We start from the raw sequence: 19,338 nt of genomic DNA on the forward strand, positions 1-19,338 counted from the left end.
TATGACTTACCTCACTCTAATCAAAAGACTTAGAAATAGAATCAATAAATAATTCAAAACCATCCACAACTATTTTTTGTTCTGATTCTGATAAATTATTGAGAATACTTTGATAAAATGTAATGGATTGCTCTCTTAAGCAATTAACAGTTATGTGACCTTTTTCTGTGAGGTGCAGAAAAAGTTCTCTTCTATTTTTTTCATTTACTTCACGATAAACAAGCCCCTTTTTTACTAACTTATCTACCAATCTACTTACAGTTGAAGTCTCTAATCTAAGTTTATTGGATAGTTGCCAAACAGTTAATTTTTCCACCTCTAGTTCCTCTAACGCCATCATTTGAGAAGTTGGTAAAGGTTTTTCAAATGGTCCATTGGGCAAATTTTGAGATTCAAAAACCCCAGTTATTATAATCATTTTCTTAATATCCGTTCTTAGTTTTAAGGCATCTTCTCTTTTCAAATAGGTCACCCTCCTACAACTAATGTATCATACATCAATTGTATTATACATAAATATGTTTTTTTCACAAGCTTAACGTAAGCCAATATTACAACATGGACGAGATATTTCTTCTTGTTAAAATGGTATAAGTGGATTGTTTTCTACAAATGGCAGAACATCAATTATGTATCAGGGGCCTTTATGGGGTACCGCTCATCGCCATCAAGCTAAGAAAATAAAACTACCCAAAAACGAAATTTTGTGATAACTTGTAACAAAAAACTCATAATTTTTTTGGGGAGTTCTACATTCTTAAGTTGATGGGCATGGGGTAGCACCACATCGCCATCAAGCTAAAATTTTATAGCACCCCCAGAACGAAATTTTGTACTATCTTGTAATAAAATGCTCATTTTTTCGTTTTGAGGTATTTGCGTTTCTTAGTCTGATAGTGATGGGGTGGGCCCCCACACAGTACGATTTTATTTCAAAAACACAACGATTTTACTACACACTTTTTATTTATCCCAAACTCTCATCTGCTAGTATTACTATTTTTCATTACTAATCTTGCCGTTTCACTCGGATGGCTAAGAGGAAAATGATGGCCATATGGAACAAAATCAACCTTACCAAGATACGATGGAGCAGAATAACCTCTGTCATAATCCCCCAAAATAATGTGAAGATTATACTTTGTTACTTCCTTGAAATCACCTTGATCTTTTTTCAGTAGTAAACTGTTAAGCTGAACCGTAGTATTTAAAATTCTAGGAGAAGTAAAACTGTTACTTACTTTTTCGATATAATGTTCAGGGATGCTCTCCATACTTTCAAACAAACCATTATTTAATAAATAACGCCCTATCAAATTAGGAGTTGCCAATTTTAATGTCCATTTGTTTATAAATTGGGGAACATTTAGCAATTTAGCATTTTTTTTAGCAACAGGTGGCTGAAGTAACGTAATTGAATACTTCTTATCTATGTACTCTTGTACCAATGCTTCCAGAAGAATAAATGCACCGAATGAATGGCCAATTAGATGTGCACCATTCGTAGCTTTCTCCAATAACTTTTTCACTACATTCAAATAGATAGCTAGAAGATTTTTCTCTTGTTTAAAAGGAGAACGTCCCAAACCTGGAAGATCCAAAATCCATACAGGTTGACCAGTTTTTTCATGAAGCTCTTGTGCTAAAGGAAATAAATCCTCTCCATCACTCAATAAACCATGTAATAAAATAAACGGTTTACCCTCTCCTTGTAATTGGTAAAGGGTATTGTTATCGCATAATGTTCGTTTAAATACATGATTATGCTGGCCATATTGATACATCATTCGATAATCCAGATCAGCTACTACGGCAGGGAAAAATTTCATTACACTCGTCTCCTTAAACCAATCTCCTCCCATAATTTTTTTCGCTGAAACATTTGAAAATTTTCGTTTTGTAATAAAATTCAGTCCATCAGAAGGAATTTTTGTTATTTTACTTACTCCACTATTCATAATTGCTTTCATAAGTGGCATTGGGACAGAGATTTTTGGTGCCCTCATATTCATACTTTCTGACATAATACTTAATAACTCAGCAATGTTCTGATCGTGCTGTTTGTCTTCAACAAGTGTATATGTTTGAATAGTCGGTTGCTCTAATCTGAAAACCTGCACAATAAACTTCGCAAGCTCATCGTTTGAAATAAGTGGTAACCTATATCCCTTACCTCCAGGAATCATTGGCATGAGCCCTCTTCGCATACTCATCACAAGCAAACCTAATCCTGCTATCTGCTCTGTACTCCCTGTTTTACTACTACCGACTACAGTTGGCGGATTAATTACAGAAAGCGGATAACCTACTGCTGATGCCTGCTGACGGATATAAAGATCTGCTAAAAATTTTGTTCTCTCATATGGATTTTTTATTTTCAAATAATTATTTCCTTCTTGAAACACATCAATTGCAATCTTGCTATTTTTATCATCAAAGGGACTCATATAACCTACAACATGAATAAATTGTTGCAAGCCCTTCAATTGATGAATACTTTTAGCTAATTCACTAATATGTTTTGCGCCATTTAAAAATACGGAAGCTGCCTCTTTACTTGTCGCTTGAATATCCATGGGGCCTCCTGCGTGAATAATCACATCCGTTTTCAATACCCTCTCCTTATCTTCAGCACTTAGACCTAAATCTTTTTTCGTCAAATCACCTTCAATAAAGTCCATAACTTCCTTTTTTAAGTTTCCTCTTTCTTGAAAAAGGCGTATTGCTTTACTTTTCGACCTTACTAAAAGAAGAATTTTAACATCCTCTTTGGCTAATTCTTTCACTAATTGCTTTCCAATAAAGCCTGTTCCACCAGTTAAAAATACTGTTCTCATATAAAATCCCCCTTTTAGTACTAATCAGTACTAATTTAATTTAAAAAAAATGCTTCTTTTATCGAAGCAATTTTAAAAAATGATCTGCTGTTTTCGTGATTACAGTTGCATCCTTCAATGTTTCTGAAATAAATAACGCTCCTTCAAGATTTGTAATAAAAAGTGATGCAACCTCATCAATATGAATCGTATTTCTAAATTCTCCATTCTCTACCCCTTGTTTAAGTAATAGAGAAACTTTCTTTTGTAATCCTGTAAAAAAAAGACCTATTTTTTCTTTTATTTGCGTGGCCTGTTTAGGACTTTGAATATAAAGAGTAATAAATGGACAGCTCCCCTTATACTCTCTCGACTGAACTCCTTGTGATAATTGCTTTAAAAACAGTTGGATACGATCTTCAACTAAAAATTGGTTCTGAGAAAGTACGTCATCAATTGCAGATTGATACATTTCAATCCAATAATCAACGACCCCTTCTAATAATACTTCCTTATTAGAAAAGTGATAATACACATTAGACTTTGAAACTTTGCTTACACGTACTAATTCATCCATACTTGTATAAGCAAACCCTTTTTCTAAAAATAATGTTGCAGCTACTTCAATCACACGTTTTTGATTCATTAATTTTACCTTTGTCATAACTAGAACTATATAGTACTAATTTAAATATTACAAGTATTTATGTTAATTTAGAAAAAAGTTTGTTTAAAAAAGTTCCACTAACATTGATTTTACTGCAAAAAAAATCTTATTTTGAATAAAGTTGAACTGAACCCCGAAATTGTTAATTCACTATCGTCTAATAGAGGTCACCATACATACCCATCAACTTAAGAAAAAGAAATGCCCCCTTATTCAAGTTGCCTAGCCAAAAAATCACGTTTTAATAGACTTCTTTAGCATGCCTATCTTTCTATAAATTACCAGATATGAAACAAGGATCGTTTCATATCTAGTAATTTACTTGATTAGCTTGATGGGTATGGAGTAGTGCCCCCTATAAACAAAACCCTCCAGAAACATCTAAAATCTGCCCTGTTATCCAGCGGCTATCAGCAGAAGCAAGGAATGCTACTGCATCTGCAATATCTTCAACTTGCCCTATTCGTTCGAACACAGATGAATTCGTAGCAAAACTTCGTATTTCCGGATCATCTAGCAATTTTGCATTAATATCTGTCTTCGTATATCCAGGCATAATTGTATTCACTGTTATACCTCTTTCTCCGAGATGTTTAGCTAGAGGAAGTGTCATCGTATTTAATGCACCTTTACTTAAGCCGTATGCAATTGAGCCTGTAAAACCAAGTCGTACTTCAGCTGATGAAATGTTAATAATACGCCCCTCTGCTCGTAGTAACGGCAATGTTTGCTGAATTAAGAAGAACGGTGCCTTAATATTTACAGACATAATTTCATCAAAAACTTCTTCTGTCGTATTTTCAATCGTTCCTTGTGTACCTATCCCTGCATTGTTTACTAAAATATCAATCTCTGATGTACCAACCCTTACTTGTAATTCATTCTTCAATTGTTCTACTAGCTTCTTGACACCATCAATTGAATTGAGTTCTGCTTCAATTAAGAATGCTTTTCCTCCATTAGATTCAATCTCACTAATTGTTTCATCTGCAGCTGCCTTATTTCGTCCGTAGTGAATCACAACTAATGCACCGTCGTTTGCCAATCTCATCGCAATCGCACGACCAATACCGCGACTCGCCCCTGTTACTAACGCTACTTTCCCATCAAGATTCTTCATTTTTTCCATCCTTTCTAAATTTCCGTTTAAAAAATCCAACACTTATATTTTTATGCAAACACCGATAATTTTAAATATAGATTTATAAGTAATTCAGTTCGTTCACTTATGATATTATAGTTATAACTTACGTTTTACTTTAGAAAATAAAATAAGGAGACTACACAATGCAAAACACAGTAAAACTGGATGAAATCGATCATAAGATTATGAACTTGTTGTATGAAAATGCGAGAATTTCTGTTTCAGAAATAGGACGAATTATATCCATGACGCAACCTGCTGTAAAAGAGCGTATTAATAAACTTGAAGATCAAGGAGTTATAGCGGCTTACCGAACGAAATTTGAGCCTTCCAAAATTAATAAAAACATTCAAGCATTCATCATGTTTAAAACGAGCCAATGCTCTGATTTCATCCAATATTGTAATGCCGCTCCTGAAGTAACTGATTTATATCGAATTAGCGGGGAATTTAATTATATGATGAAGGTCATGAGCGATTCGATGGATTCCCTCGCTGCGTTTTTAGACTCGTTAATGCAATTCGGATTATCATCTCCTTTAATTGTTTTAAAGAGTGAGTTCGAGGAGAAATTGTCATTCTAATAAAGGGATACGTATTATTATCCTCACTAACAGTAAAATTTTCTCTTTCTTGAGAAAAACCAACAAAATCAATGACTAGCAAACAAAAAAGAACATTGATTTTTCAATGTTCTTTTTATATCTCTACTTATTAATTCGATTGCTATTCGAAAAAAGCACCTTAATCCCTTACCCTTGATTCCTCTGCACCTCTCTAAACTCCTCCTTCACCTTCTCTAACAACCCTTCTTCCGTAATTAATCGATACGCCGTATTTGCTAATGCTTTTGCCGATGTAATTAATGCTTTATCTCCAAGTTCTGAACGTGCTGCTTCTCTAAATTCATTCGTATGTGCAATTAAGTCATCTGGTCCGATTTTAATGTACGGATGAATTGTCGGTACGACTTGACTTACGTTTCCTGCGTCGGTTGAACCGATCCCTACTCTTTCTTTACGATTTACCTCTTCACCTAATAGTTCTAATTCTTCCGCTACGATATCGTTATATGTTTTTGTTACGAGTAATTCATCGATTTCATTTTGGAATTGATGAATTTTTACTTTTGCACCTGTTGCTAACGCTGCTCCCTCAGCAATGTTTCTTACTTTTTCTGTTACTTCTGCACATCTTTTTCGCGTTGCTGCGCGGATGAAGAACCTTGCCGCGGCGTAGTCAGGAATAATGTTAGGTGCTTTTCCGCCTTCTGTAATAACGCCATGAATTTTCACGTCTGACGGCAGTTGTTGGCGAAGTGCGTTAATACTGTTATAAAGCTGAATAACCGCATCTAATGCATTAATCCCTTCTTCTGGTGAGGCTGCAGCGTGAGCTGTTTTTCCGTAAAAATGAAAATCAAGTGGATCGACTGCTAATGAAGGACTCGTTGTCGCTGTCTTTGCGCTCGGATGAATCATAAGCGCCGCATCAATGTCTTTAAATAAACCTGCCTTTACATAACTTGATTTCGCGCTACCATTTGGCCCGCCTTCTTCTGCTGGTGTACCAAACACGACAACTTCCCCGCCAATTTCTTCAAGCGTTTCTGATAATGCGATTGCTGCTGCAACGCTAATTGTGCCAATTAAATTGTGACCACACGCATGACCTAGTCCTGGTAAAGCGTCATACTCCGCTAAAAATGCAATGACTGGTCCTTGTTTTCCTGAACTTTTTCGCGCGATAAAACCTGTTTCATGTCCAGCTATATTGTGTTGCAGCTGAAATCCTGCACTACCTAGTAATAAGCTTAACGTTCTGGATGCGTAAAACTCTTGGTTTCCAATCTCCGGATTCGCATGAATATCATGACTTGTTTCTATGTACTTTTCCTTATTTCTTTCGATACTCTCTTCAATTGTTTTTCTTTGTGACGTTACTCCTGTCGCTCCCATTGTTCTTCCTCCTTTTATTTTCACGTAAAAAAGCCTCTTTCTAAAAGATAGAAAGAGGCTTCTGTATATACAATCGAAATGAGCTTCTTTCTTATCTTTCAAGTTACCTTGCTGGAATTGGCACAGTATTCATAACGAATCCGCTGCCGAGGTATCATAGGGCCAGTCCCTCCACCTCTCGTGATAAGAATTTTCATAAAATTATATTAAATTACATTCATTCTAAGTTCATTCCAAATAAAAGTCAAGGAATTCCTATCCGAATTTACCGAATATCTAAAAATCCTTTTAATACACCAATTGTTTCTGGCGCTTGCAGTCTGGCACATACGTACGGAAATTCTGTACTACCTTCAAACATCATTTGAGATGTAAGCGGTGCGCCTGCCCAGAAGATTTCATCATCAATTACGATAAACGGGAATGCTTTATTTTGTCTTTGTAACTTTACATTTTTCAGTGGAACTGGTCCATCACTATAAACTGTTATCTGTGCATTTGTACGCATTAACGCTTGCCATACTCGCTTATCCACTTGTTTTGTACTTGGAAGTGAAATAATAATTTTTCGTTTTGCGGCTAAAATATCTTTTAATAACCCTTTCGGCTCTTCAAGATTCATTTCCATAAACCAGCGTAAACGTTTCGAAATTTTCCGTTCCCACAATTGTCTTGATGTCGTGCGATCATACACATCTCCATGACGTTCTATATGAGCTGTTAATTGTGATAACGCTTGTTTTCTCGAAAGGTTTTTACGCATATAATGGCAATCTGATAATTGAATGAACTTCCCTCTCGCTCTTGTCACTGCTACATTGACGAGGCGATGGTTTTTGTGATCAAAGAATAATACGCCAGGTCGTTCTTGCGGATAACTGTCAACCGTATCAAAGATCATCATATCTCTTTCAGAACCTTGGAACTTATGAACTGTCGCCGCTAAAACTGGTATGTTTTGATATTTCGTTCTCTGCAACATTTCTCTAATACACGTTGATAAAAAGCGTGACTGCGCCCTGTAAGGTGTCACAACACCAATCGACTGAACACCGTCTAATAATCCGATTAACATCATTTGCATCGCTACTAAACCAGACATAATGTTAAAACGTGAACCAGAAGCCGCATCTTTTAACGAAAAAGCTCCCATTTGGCTCGTATCAAATAAAACACTCGCTTCATTTGCGAACGGCTGCAATTGCGCAAGTTCTTTACGCTCTGAAACAGACGGATGATCGTATACTCTATTTTTATAAATAAACGAATTCGTAAACTTCGATATATCCGCATGCATACGTCTTTGTTCCTGCAACATAAATAGGTTCGGATGTGCTTCTGATTTATTAACAGACTCAACAATCCCAGCATGGTAAAACATATCTTCCCCAAGCCATTTGCGAACAAGTTCATGGTTCGCCATCGCAATTGGAGGTAATTGTAAAAAGTCGCCACAAACAACGATACGTTTTCCAAGTGAAGCAGCTAATGCGATTTGCGGAACGAACGCCATACTCACTTCATCTACGACAACTAAATCAAATGTACGCTCATAAATTAGCGCATCAATTGCACATTTTGATAGAGTTGCACCAATTACTTTCGCATTTTCAATATATTCTTTTTCTACTTCTTTAATTTTCGCTTTTTGCTTTCGAAGATCACTTTCAATCTCTTGTATACGCTTCTTATCAGCAGAAGTCGCTTTATATGATAAAATCTTTTCACGAAGATCTTGTCGTGTTTCTTCTAAATAGAGTCTTTCTTCTCCCCAAGATCCGTTCGTCGTTTCAACTAGCTTCGACGTAAGTAATGTTTCATGATTTCGTATATGTTCATGTTGACTATAACCGTAACGAACAATTTCGCCAGGTGTCCATTTCTTTTTCTTCTCAATTTGTTTCGTTACTTCGCTCATTAATACGTCCACTGCCGCATTACTATGAGCTAACACAAGTACCGATTTTCCTTTTTGGTAATGAGCCGAAATAATACGTGATAAATTGTACGACTTCCCTGTTCCAGGCGGTCCCCATACGTACGTTGTCGGATTGTAAAACGAACGATATGCTAGTTCATTTTTCGGATTTTTCATCTTCTCAATATGCTTCGGACTGCTCGTCCCATCAACGAGACGCTTTATACGATTACGTTTTAGCTTATCTTTACGTGCTTCTTTCAATCGCTCTTGCAGTTGCTCTAAAAGTTGCCACGGTTCACTGTATAAAACCGCTTCTCTTATTTCACCTTGTATATAATCATTTAATTTCAATTCTATTTCTAATCCATGTACAGATAATACTTCTCCTGTCGCTTCCTCACCATCGAACTCAATTCGAATTGGTGAACCTTCAGGTAAACTTACTTCCGAAATAAGCTGAAATACATACACTGTATTCTCATAATCTGTATATAAAAAACGACCGTTCATGATAGAAATTTTACTACCACCTATCGTTTTCCAATGTTTAATTTCATATGCTAATGCATAATGCCACTCTTTCATCGTTTCCGATAATGAAGGAGTTTGAGTAGGTATATTCATCGTATAATCTCCTTCCTTCTCCCCAAACATACTTTCTCACTATACCATACAACACGCTTAAATTTGTAAGGTTTTTATCTTGCTTATTTTCTTAATTTTCAATAATATATTGTATATAATTTTCAGAAAGAAGGAATCTACATGCCAGTTAGAAGAATTGAACACGTAGGACTTATGGTTGCAAACTTAGAAACATCTATTACTTTTTATGAAAAAGTAGTTGGCTTACAGCTCATTAAGCGAATGAGACACCCAAACCCAGACTTAAAACTCGCTTTTTTAGGTGTAGAAGAATCGAAGGAAACGATACTTGAATTAATTGAAGGCTACAATTCTTCTCTTCCGGCAGAAGGAAAAGTACATCACATTTGCTTTAAGGTAGATTCATTAGAAGAAGAAATCACAAGACTAAAGAAACACACAGTAACCTTTTTACTAGGAGAAGAAGTCGAAACATTACCAGATGGAACACGTTACATATTCTTCGCTGGTCCTGATGGAGAGTGGATTGAGTTTTTTGAGACAGAGAGATAAAACAAACCTTTATTTTGCGGGATAGAAAAGGAGCCGGAATTACGGTCCTTGTTTTTAACCAGTAACAATGAAACATACCTCCAACCTAAGAATTTGCCAAGATTAAAAATACAATCATTTTGTTAGGAGGAGAGAATGGGAAATACAGTCTTTATTATTGTTTTTTGGATACTGATACTATTTCCAATCCTTTATGTAATCAAGATAAAGGATTGGAATATAAAAACAGCTGCCTTATTTGTTGGAAGGATTCTATTAAGTATTGTCTATTTTATAAATGGAATGGTATTAGGTCTGCAACGAAATTGGGTAGAACCTCCCTATGAAACAGAATGGGATTTCTTTGTAAAGTCTTTACTAAACGGAAAAACTGATGCACTTATACACTTGTTACTTCTAATTATTATCATTACTTTGGATCTATTCATTACATTTTATTATATCAATAAAAAGAAATAGGATATTCTCTCCTATTTCTTTTTTATGAGTAGCGCCATATCGTTATCAAACTAAGGTTTTATGTTGCCCCTAAACAATAATTTTTTACATTTTTACTCTGGAGATGTCAATTTTACTATATTTTGGGTATTTATTTTTACTAGCTTGATGGACATGGGGTTGATTTATTTTCTTAGGCTGATAGGCATGTGGTGCTATCCCATTGCTATTAAGCTAAGAATTTAATTGTAATAAGGTAATACTTAAGATACAAATAAAATATCTTTTCCATGTCGCACTGTTTTATTGAAGTCTATCCCGAGTTGTAGCTAGTTCAATGCGACTGTAAATTCGGAGTTCGGTGCGCCAGCAAATACAACCGTTCCATTCTCTGGTAGTTTCACTTTGTTATTATCACTAACGACGGTAAAATTGACGCATACTCCATTCTCATCATACACCGCGAATGAACTTCCTGATGGCAACTCCACATTCATCGTTTTCCCTGCTGCCTCTTGCGGGACCATAAACCATTTCGCATGCCCATTTTTTTGCAATGTAACTTTTGATAATCGACCTGTATCAAGGGGTTTTACGTTAGATTCACTGACGTATAAAAAGCTGGACATCTCCATATATTCAGTACCATCCTCTGTATAGAAATGGGCTTCCTTTGTATCCCGCCCATTCATCACAGGAATTTGAATTTGATGCGTCGCCGTATTCGGACCTGTAATTTTTTTGCCGTCCCAATATCCATCCTTGATCGTAATTTGTGTGTTAAGAGGCATTAGTTGTCCTAGATAGTTCATAGAATTAAATTTTTCGTTAACGAGATAGAACTTGCCACCCTCGCGCTTCGCCCATGCAGCAGCTGTTTTCTTCGGTAACACATTGTTTTCTAATTTCTGGGCTAAATAGTGAGTCAGCACATTTTGCCCCAATCCCGGTGATAATTCATATGTGCTCTCTCTCAAATAAACTTTTCCATTCTTCTCTGTGACGAAGTTAAGCTTGGAAGTACCCTTCTCATTTATAAAGCTTCCATCCGCCGTATATACATATTTTTCTTCCGGTTTAGTTGGTAAAACCAGTTCTCCCTTCTTCGTAATTTCTATTTTGAAATGGCTATAGCTATTTCCATAAAATCCTGCTTTTTTTACCACGTCTTGAGGCACTTTAGCCTTGACGGGCTTTCCGAAGGATTTATCTGGCTTTATATCCTTAATTGTCCCTTTCTCTTTAAGCCTAGCTAGCAGTAATTTATTTGCCAACAGTTGATTTGTCATGCTGCTGCCGCCGGAGGACAATACAGCTGCTGCCATCTTCTGTTCTGGAAGCACGACCAATGTAGCATGTTGCAGTATCGTATCCCCACCCTTAGTCAACGCTTTTATCCCATATTCACTGAATGGGTATAGTTTTACACTATCCCAGCCAAGTCCATAGTTGAACACATTTCCGCTATCTCCCGGCCACATTCCTTTTTTATATTCTTCTTGTTCCATCGCCTTGACTGCTTTATTAGAGAGAATTTCTTTTCCCTGTCCCATAAATATTTGTGAGAATCGCACCACATCTTCTGCAGTAGAAGAGATTCCTCCCGTACCAATTAGATTCACCATTTCACTTGGTAGCTGTCCCTGGTATGTCGGAGAATACAGTCCAGCCCGCTTTTCGTCTTCCCATTTGTCTTGCGATGTTATCGTATGATTCAGTTTTAATGGCTCTGTAAACTTTTGATGTAGAAATTCAGTAAAACTCATACCGCTGACTCTTTCTACCAAGATCTCAGCCAGTGTAAAACCGTCATTACAGTATACTGAGAACGCACCAGGGTCTGCCTTCAAGTTTTGGTTGGACAATTGTTGCAATAATATATCATGGGCATAAGCATCATTATCTTTAAATAAAAATGCATTATTGAACGTCGAACCTTGCAAACCCGAGGAGTGATTCAACAGCATACGCGGTGTAATACGCTTATATCGTTTATCTTTCATTTTAAAATCAGGAATATAGCGGGCAACAGGAGCATCCAAATCAACTTTTCCTTCGTCTACCAGTTTCATAACAGCCGCAGCTGTATATACTTTACTGGTTGAACCAATTCCGTATAGAGTATCTTTGGTTAGTGGCTCTTTCCCTTCTATGTCGTTCTTACCTGTCTGCCCCGACAAAATAAGTTTACCATTATCAATCAGCGCATACTGTACACTAGTCGTCTCATAGGACTTCGTGAGCAGTGCAGCGTTCTCTGCAGCAATCTTCTCCAAATCTTTGCTAGCAACTTCTTGGCTAGATACAACCGGAGTCTTACTGCTAGAAGACGCTATCGCTCCTGTTGGTAGACTCATCGTTAGAGCTAAGGTAGCGGCTAACACTCCAGATAATTTATTTTCCATAAGAAAAATTCCTCCTTAGATAAATGATCGATTTCATCTTTTATTTGTTCAATTACAAACATCACATAAACTACTATTCTGGCTTTATCCCTACTGTCTATATTCAACAAGTAAAATACTTTTAAAAAGACCAGTATTCTCGGCTCTACCCATACTGTTCAAATTGCCGTCAACATATGCCCCTCCAGCAAAAGTATCAAATCCTAGAATAACATCTGTATGTTCCCATATCGGGACACCGTTAGGAAATATAATTTCATAGATTCCTAGACCATATCCATTGATTCTTCCCTTTCCTGTAGGAACTGTAGTGAGTATTCTGTTCTTTCAGTAATTGCCACCAATAGAATGCTCTTATTACTAGTTTGTTTTTCGTATAAATGTATCCTATTTACCCTCCCTCTTTTACGCTTCTCTATATTTGTATCCTACACAATAAAAATTTCTTTTTTCTTATCCATTTCTTACAATTTCCTTACGTTCAAATCACTTCTATAATTAGATAGGTTTTATTTTAAAATCTCCAGGATAATAAGTGCATATATAATCCCACGATTTTATAGAAGATGGATTAATAACCTTTCATGCACATCTCTAATATTCCCTTAGATTCCACCCTCAACCTTTACCACAGTTCCAACTGGCATCAACACTTCTTCACATTCTTATAAGTGGAAGTCATTATTTCATATTCATCATTGTAAAAAGATAAAACGAGAACTGAAACACCCCCTAATATAATTGACGTTGTATGAGCTTTGATTGATAGCGACGGGGTACCGCCAGTATTTCGGAAAAAACCACACTAAGGGTATACAAGGTTTTATACAGTTTTTCAGTTAATCCAATAAGAGACAAGAACCCTAAAACCGCACCAGGATAGGAAAGTATAAAAAATGCATAGATCCATAGAACAAAAAAAAAGACGATTCCCTTGTAAAATTAGGGAACCGTCTTTTTCTTCGCTATCGATAACAAAAATCAAGTACGTAATATTTTATTTGTCGATATTTTTTCAATCTTCATTATCGATTTCTATTGTACCCGTTCTAGCACTAACCTTTAAAATATTTAACAAATTATCAGGTGTCTTGATTTCTACTTCATATTCAAATTTTGATTGTGCTAAGTTATCATCTTCTAATTCGAATTCTTTTTTCACATTAATAATTTCTCCATTTGTATGAGCTAAAGAAATTTCACGAACTTGTTTCTCTGTGTAATTTTCATTCTTTTTTGCATAATTGTAACCCATACCATAATATCCACCAACAATAGCAATACCACTTACTAAAATAGCAATTACACTTATAATTATTTTCTTTTTATGCTTTAACATTTTCATCCACTCCTTAATGATTACTCCTCTATTCCAAATCTTGCTTCAAGCGCATTTTCTGCTTGCTCTAATTGATCTTCCAGTATATCGTGTTCTTTTTCTTGCGTTTGATATTGTTCAACAGTTATCGTTCCAGCGTGATAATCTGCTTCTAGCTGATTATCAGATAGATCTATCTTGTCATCCAATTGGTCAATTTCTTTTTTTGTTGCCAAGTACATATTTAAGTTATCTTCTTTTGCTCCAACTGGTTTCGTGTTATTTGCCTTTTCTACAATAGATGTGACTTCGTTTTTGAAATCTTGTGTTTGCTTCGTATCATTCGTAGCAGGCTCTGTTTTGTTTGGTTCTTGTTGTAGTTGAGCAACTTCTTTTTGTAATTTATCATTTTCCACTTTCAGTTGTTGCACTTCTGTATTGTTAACAGCTTGAGTAGAACAAGCTGTTAACAATACACAAGATATCGCTCCAATCAGCATCCATTTTCGCATTCTGTTTTCCTCCCTTTACATGTGCACCTTATCCTTGCCTTTATATTACTGAACAAACATTAAAGGAAGATTAATGTATAAAAAAATAAAGTGAAGACTTTTACGGGTAGCCCGACTTCCCCTAACTCCCTCGCATTCGCCGAATTTTGAAGGAGGAGTCTTACTGCCCGTTAATGCTGGATAAAATGATATAATTAAATCGTTTCTAATCTTGCTTTAATGTTTTGGAATTATAGTGATACATATTAATAAGAAGAAAAGGAGAATGTTAATGCGAGTTCTTATTGTCGAAGATGAACAAGACTTACAAAATATATTGGTAAAACGATTAAATGCAGAACATTATAGTGTCGATGCATGTGGGAATGGAGAAAATGCCTTGGATTATATAAACATGGCTACCTACGATTTGATTGTGCTTGACATTATGATTCCAGGAATAGATGGTTTACAAGTATTACAAAGATTACGCGCGGACAATAATACAACTCCTGTCTTGCTTCTTACAGCTAAAGATACAATTGATGATCGTGTAACAGGACTCGACTTAGGTGCGGATGATTATTTAGTAAAGCCGTTTGCTTTTGACGAACTGTTAGCAAGAATTCGAGTGTTAATGCGAAGAAAAACAGGAAATACATCTAATGTGTTTGAAATCGCTGACCTAGTGGTAGATTGCAATATGCATAAAGTAACACGAGGAGACCAAGTTATCACTCTTTCCAGTAAGGAATTTGCTATTTTAGAATATATGATTCGTAATAAAGAAGTTGTGCTGACACGAGATAAAATTGAGCAACATGTGTGGAATTACGACTATGAAGGTGGCTCGAATATTATTGATGTTTACGTCCGCTATCTTCGCAAAAAAATTGATAGCCAGTTTGAAACGAAGTTAATTCATACAGTACGAGGAACTGGTTACGTATTGCGAGTAGAATCATGAAAAGACTATCAATAAAAATGAGAGTAACCCTGTGGTATACGGGGCTAATTGTAATTATTATGGCACTCGTGTTAGCTTTTATTTTAACTTCTTCAGATAAAGTTTTGCTTTTTAATATGAAAGATCAATTAAAGAGCACAGTAAAAGAAAGCATGGAAGATATCAAATATAAGCATGGGCAGTTAAAGATTGACGATGATTTTGAAACCTTAGAAGATGGCGTAAATATTAGTATTTATAGTAAACAAGGTGAGCTGTTAGTAGGACATAGTCCAACAAGCTTTAATAAAAAGATATCGCTTAAATCCGATGAAATACAAACCATTAAAGACGGCAATAAAGAATGGATAGTATATGATTTTCTCCATAATGCAGGCGGCGATGAGCAAGTCTGGGTTCGTGGAATAATGACTATGAACCAATTATCCTCAACGATGAATACGCTTATCGTGGTAACAATCATCTCATTCCCATTACTTATTCTTATTGCGGCATTCGGAGGATATTTTATTACACAAAGGGCGTTTCGACCTGTGCAACAAATGAGTGATTCAGCTAGTAAAATTGGTGATGGTAAAGACCTTTCGAAGAGAATTAATTTACAAGGTTCACCGAAAGACGAAATGTATCATTTAGCACAAACCTTTGACAAAATGTTTGAGCGATTGGAGACATCATTTGAAAGTGAAAAACAATTTACATCTGACGCATCTCATGAATTAAGAACACCAACATCTGTTATTATTTCACAATGCGAATACGCTTTATCGCAGAAGAATAATCCGAAAGAAATGGAAGAATCGTTAGAAGTAATTTTAAAGCAATCACGTAAAATATCCACTCTAATCTCACAACTTTTATTATTAGCAAGAGCTGACCAAGGAAACCATAATACTTTCCAATTTGAATGTATCAATATGAGTGAATTAACGGAAATCGTCGTAGAAGAGCTCTCATTAATGGTACAAGAGGCTTCGATTGATATAACAATTAATATAGAGAAAGACCTATTTATTAAAGCCGATCAAACATTGATGATGCGTTTATTAATGAATTTACTAACGAATGCGATTGCTTATAGTAAAGCGAGTGGAACTGTGAATATGCAACTATTCCGTGATGAAACCAACATAATAGGTAAAGTCTCTGATAATGGTATAGGCATCAGCGAGCAACATATTACTAAAATATGGGACCGCTTCTATCGAGTTGACGCAGCACGAACATCTTCAAACATCGGAAACACAGGTTTAGGATTGTCTATGGTAAAATGGATTGTCGAACTACACGGAGGAGAAATTACAGTTGAAAGTGAATTAGGAGAAGGCAGTACTTTTACATTTAAACTACCAATTGAAAAACAAGCATAATTTATGCGCATCTGTCGCTTCAAAATAAAGATTGATATTTAAAGGCTCTCTACAATCCTTATGTAAAAATAACTGACGCATTTTAAACATCATCGATTTTATCATTTTGGACAACCTATTCTGTTAAATTGATATACATGCGAAAAAACTATCGAAATAAAACCCCAGAAATCCAACGGTCTCTGGGGCTCCATTATATATTTAGCTCTTTTTGCTTTTTGTTTTGTTTATGTCTATACAGCAATTTTCGACTTATTAGAGAAATCACTAATAAGGTCAGAATTAATAAGATAAGTTGCATAAATGATAAATCAAAATATTTAGCACCTGTAACGATTAAAAGTGTAGAAATCGTGCCTTTTACAACGAAAAAAATAATAACCCATAACCCGCCTTTTTTCCAGTTCATTTTATATTACCCTTTCCTACGTTTAAATTCTTAAAATATTTAATGATAGTTCGTAAATATGACAACTTAATAGAAATCTATTATATTAACAAAAAATTCATGTCTAATTAAATGCGACGATTCTATATTAAGTGAAAATGATATTCATTGTCAATTTTATTGATTATTTGAATACTTATTCTCAATCTCTTTCTACTTTGTTTCTTATAAGCAATACACTTTTATATTCAAACAAAAACACCTCCATTACATTTGCACACTTAGTATGCGAATGCAAGAGGTGTTTTTTTCATATACCATCAGGTAAGATTTCCTGCTTTGTTTATTTCTTGATACTTAGCTATTTTTTAGTACACGATAACTGGATCATAAGTGTTCAAACTATCATATACAGTTTTTGCAACATTAGGAAGAAGGTTCACACACCCACCTGATCCTCCTGTTAAATAAGCATTATTTGCCCAGTCTTTTCGCCAACCGGCATCGTGGAACCCTTGACCGCTATTTGTGAATGGGACCCAGTAATCTACTTTAACTGCATAATCAGCTTTACCTACTGCGCTGCCTCTGAGCGTGTATGGTGTTCGTTTATATAGGACGTACCAAACACCTGGTGATGTATCTTCACCCGTGCTATGTTTACCAGTTACTACATTTGTTGTAACAACTAATTTTCCATCTTTATAAATCCAAATTTGTTGCTCTGCAATTGAAACTTCTGCATATGTGTCTCCGATGCCATTATTCGATGTTGTTTTATAACCGATACCTTCCTTCTCCCAACCATTTCCATGAATATTAGAAGCAGAAAGCGATTTTTCGCCTTTCTCAAAGGCTTGTTGAACTTGTTTAGTTTCTTTTTCAACATCTAGTGCCCAGCCGTAGCCTTGCCCTTTTACTGATATGATTGAACCGGAATGCGTTTTAAATGAGAAATCTTTATTTAATGTTGATTTGGCATTATTAATTTCAATAATTTTCTTCTTAATGTCGCTCGCGTCAATTGTAACTTTCATATCCTTTGACATAGAGGCATTTTGAATTAAATCTTTCGCTTTTAAAGGATAAACTTCATTCTGCACTTTATACTCAACAGACTGCCCAAGAAGATTCTGTAGTGCTTTCTCCTCTTTTTTGACAATTGGATCGTCTTCTTTAATAGGTTTTATGTATGCAGACTTCAGGTGAATTTCGCTTTTATATTTTTGCTTATCGTAATCTTTTAGTAGACTAGTAACGTCATACTGTTTTCCTTCAACACTTTTCGAAATAACTATTTTTCCTTGTTCTAGCTTCGCCATAGCATCTTGAGGCGCTTTTAATTTTGCATTCATAGAGATGAGCTTTTCTTCTACAAGTTTTTTCATCGTTTCACTACGATACTGATCTGCCTTCTCTGGTAGCAATGAATAATTTTCTCCCTTTGAGGTAGGGAAAAATGTCCACTGACTTTTTAATAGTTTCTTAACTTGAGGCAAATCTTTTTCCGTAAGTTCCGTTTTTGTATCTTTTTCATCTAAAATTTGTTGTTGATCAACATAGACTTTGTTTGCTAGTCCAGATGTCTTTAATTTCTGTATTGCCTGATCAGCGCTCAGACCACCAACTTTTGTGTCATTAATTGTAACATTCGAATTGAAGTGAGTTGCCTGATAATAACTCATTCCCCCAATAAGAAGTGCAATTACACCAATACCCACTGCGATAAACTTCCAATTTGTATAACGTTTTTTTGATCTTACTCGTTTTTGATCAATTTCTTCAACTGATTCATTTGTTGTATTGTTGTTCATCAATCTTTCCCCCGTATGCATTAACGTCAAACGATTTTCAACTAAAATCATAGACTAGTGTACCTTATTTTTCCTAAAATTTCATTATTTCCGACCACATTTTATCGCAATTCATCGATTAAATTTAGATTTTTTAATGGTACGATGCATTGAACATCCCTTTACAAGTCATAAAGTGAAATTTCAATCAATCGTTATACATCAAGAAAATTAGCTAAATCTTATTCTGAAAATTTTTCCTCTTTACGTAAAATACGAATTATATTCTCCATTTTATGAACATCACCCCCTAATTTTGTCAAAAAAATAAACGATAGTCCTTCTACATTTTTGATAAAAGGACTATCGTTTTTTCAGTTAGAGTATTTGTATAATCGTTTAACTTTTTATTTCCTGAAGGTCTAACGTGATGAAGATGATGAAATTTCATCTCATAGCCTTTAAATGAAAAACATTATGTTTTTTATGACAATCAAGTTTATT

At 35.3% G+C, this 19,338-nt stretch carries 16 protein-coding genes and 1 riboswitch; of the genes, 5 read left to right on the forward strand and 11 right to left on the reverse strand.

Annotation, left to right across the window (positions count from 1 at the left end; translation table 11 throughout):
* Positions 1 to 16 precede the first annotated feature (16 nt).
* The 4 genes from NZ044_RS15620 to NZ044_RS15635 all read right to left on the reverse strand — a co-directional run bounded on the left by NZ044_RS15620 (position 17) and on the right by NZ044_RS15635 (position 4,603).
* Positions 17 to 463, reverse strand: coding sequence for a MarR family winged helix-turn-helix transcriptional regulator (locus NZ044_RS15620; RefSeq protein WP_002094076.1), 447 nt, complete (start codon positions 461 to 463; stop codon positions 17 to 19).
* Between the two features lie 517 nt (positions 464 to 980).
* The gene (locus NZ044_RS15625) at positions 981 to 2,837 is read right to left on the reverse strand and encodes an alpha/beta fold hydrolase (RefSeq protein ID WP_001261152.1); all 1,857 of its coding nucleotides are present in this window, start codon (positions 2,835 to 2,837) and stop codon (positions 981 to 983) included.
* 58 nt (positions 2,838 to 2,895) lie between these two features.
* Entirely contained in the window at positions 2,896 to 3,462 is a 567-nt protein-coding gene (locus tag NZ044_RS15630; RefSeq protein WP_001072318.1) for a TetR/AcrR family transcriptional regulator, read from the reverse strand.
* 376 nt (positions 3,463 to 3,838) lie between these two features.
* Positions 3,839 to 4,603, reverse strand: a complete 765-nt coding sequence (locus NZ044_RS15635) for an SDR family oxidoreductase (RefSeq protein WP_000792677.1) — start codon at positions 4,601 to 4,603, stop codon at positions 3,839 to 3,841.
* Positions 4,604 to 4,770: 167 nt separating this feature from the next.
* Between NZ044_RS15635 and NZ044_RS15640 the strand changes: the two genes are divergently transcribed.
* Entirely contained in the window at positions 4,771 to 5,211 is a 441-nt protein-coding gene (locus tag NZ044_RS15640) for an Lrp/AsnC family transcriptional regulator (RefSeq protein ID WP_001181721.1), read from the forward strand.
* Between the two features lie 168 nt (positions 5,212 to 5,379).
* On the opposite strand, the gene NZ044_RS15645 is transcribed toward NZ044_RS15640, so the two are convergent.
* The gene (locus tag NZ044_RS15645; protein ID WP_000501376.1) at positions 5,380 to 6,585 is read right to left on the reverse strand and encodes a M20 family metallopeptidase; all 1,206 of its coding nucleotides are present in this window, start codon (positions 6,583 to 6,585) and stop codon (positions 5,380 to 5,382) included.
* A gap of 88 nt (positions 6,586 to 6,673) precedes the next feature.
* A riboswitch (SAM riboswitch) is annotated at positions 6,674 to 6,775 on the reverse strand.
* 75 nt (positions 6,776 to 6,850) lie between these two features.
* Positions 6,851 to 9,160, reverse strand: a complete 2,310-nt coding sequence (locus NZ044_RS15650; RefSeq protein ID WP_002162750.1) for an AAA domain-containing protein — start codon at positions 9,158 to 9,160, stop codon at positions 6,851 to 6,853.
* Positions 9,161 to 9,271: 111 nt separating this feature from the next.
* Between NZ044_RS15650 and NZ044_RS15655 the strand changes: the two genes are divergently transcribed.
* Entirely contained in the window at positions 9,272 to 9,664 is a 393-nt protein-coding gene (locus NZ044_RS15655) for a VOC family protein (RefSeq protein WP_118961674.1), read from the forward strand.
* A 135-nt stretch (positions 9,665 to 9,799) separates the two neighbouring features.
* Positions 9,800 to 10,123, forward strand: coding sequence for a hypothetical protein (locus NZ044_RS15660; protein ID WP_000528636.1), 324 nt, complete (start codon positions 9,800 to 9,802; stop codon positions 10,121 to 10,123).
* A gap of 308 nt (positions 10,124 to 10,431) precedes the next feature.
* Here the strand turns inward: NZ044_RS15660 and NZ044_RS15665 are convergent, their stop codons facing one another.
* From NZ044_RS15665 to NZ044_RS15675, 3 genes are all read right to left on the reverse strand, one after another.
* Entirely contained in the window at positions 10,432 to 12,507 is a 2,076-nt protein-coding gene (locus tag NZ044_RS15665) for a serine hydrolase domain-containing protein (RefSeq protein WP_098506800.1), read from the reverse strand.
* 1,015 nt (positions 12,508 to 13,522) lie between these two features.
* Entirely contained in the window at positions 13,523 to 13,846 is a 324-nt protein-coding gene (locus NZ044_RS15670) for a PepSY domain-containing protein (RefSeq protein ID WP_000912129.1), read from the reverse strand.
* A 20-nt stretch (positions 13,847 to 13,866) separates the two neighbouring features.
* On the reverse strand, positions 13,867 to 14,337 hold the full coding sequence (locus NZ044_RS15675; RefSeq protein ID WP_001233663.1) for a hypothetical protein: 471 nt from the start codon (positions 14,335 to 14,337) through the stop codon (positions 13,867 to 13,869).
* 271 nt (positions 14,338 to 14,608) lie between these two features.
* On the opposite strand from NZ044_RS15675, the gene NZ044_RS15680 reads away from it, so the two are divergent.
* Both NZ044_RS15680 and NZ044_RS15685 read left to right on the forward strand, forming a co-directional pair.
* A complete protein-coding gene (locus NZ044_RS15680; RefSeq protein WP_098506801.1) occupies positions 14,609 to 15,283 on the forward strand; it encodes a response regulator transcription factor in 675 nt (224 codons plus the stop codon).
* A complete protein-coding gene (locus NZ044_RS15685; RefSeq protein ID WP_000826690.1) occupies positions 15,280 to 16,653 on the forward strand; it encodes a sensor histidine kinase in 1,374 nt (457 codons plus the stop codon). The genes NZ044_RS15680 and NZ044_RS15685 overlap by 4 nt, the downstream gene beginning before the upstream one ends.
* Positions 16,654 to 16,846: 193 nt before the next feature.
* Here the strand turns inward: NZ044_RS15685 and NZ044_RS15690 are convergent, their stop codons facing one another.
* Positions 16,847 to 17,062, reverse strand: a complete 216-nt coding sequence (locus NZ044_RS15690; protein WP_001104104.1) for a hypothetical protein — start codon at positions 17,060 to 17,062, stop codon at positions 16,847 to 16,849.
* A gap of 347 nt (positions 17,063 to 17,409) precedes the next feature.
* Positions 17,410 to 18,855, reverse strand: coding sequence for a L,D-transpeptidase family protein (locus tag NZ044_RS15695; RefSeq protein ID WP_001064075.1), 1,446 nt, complete (start codon positions 18,853 to 18,855; stop codon positions 17,410 to 17,412).
* Positions 18,856 to 19,338 lie beyond the last annotated feature (483 nt).

Source organism: Bacillus sp. FSL K6-1338 (genome assembly GCF_038006965.1).
Classification (GTDB): domain Bacteria; phylum Bacillota; class Bacilli; order Bacillales; family Bacillaceae_G; genus Bacillus_A; species Bacillus_A thuringiensis_S.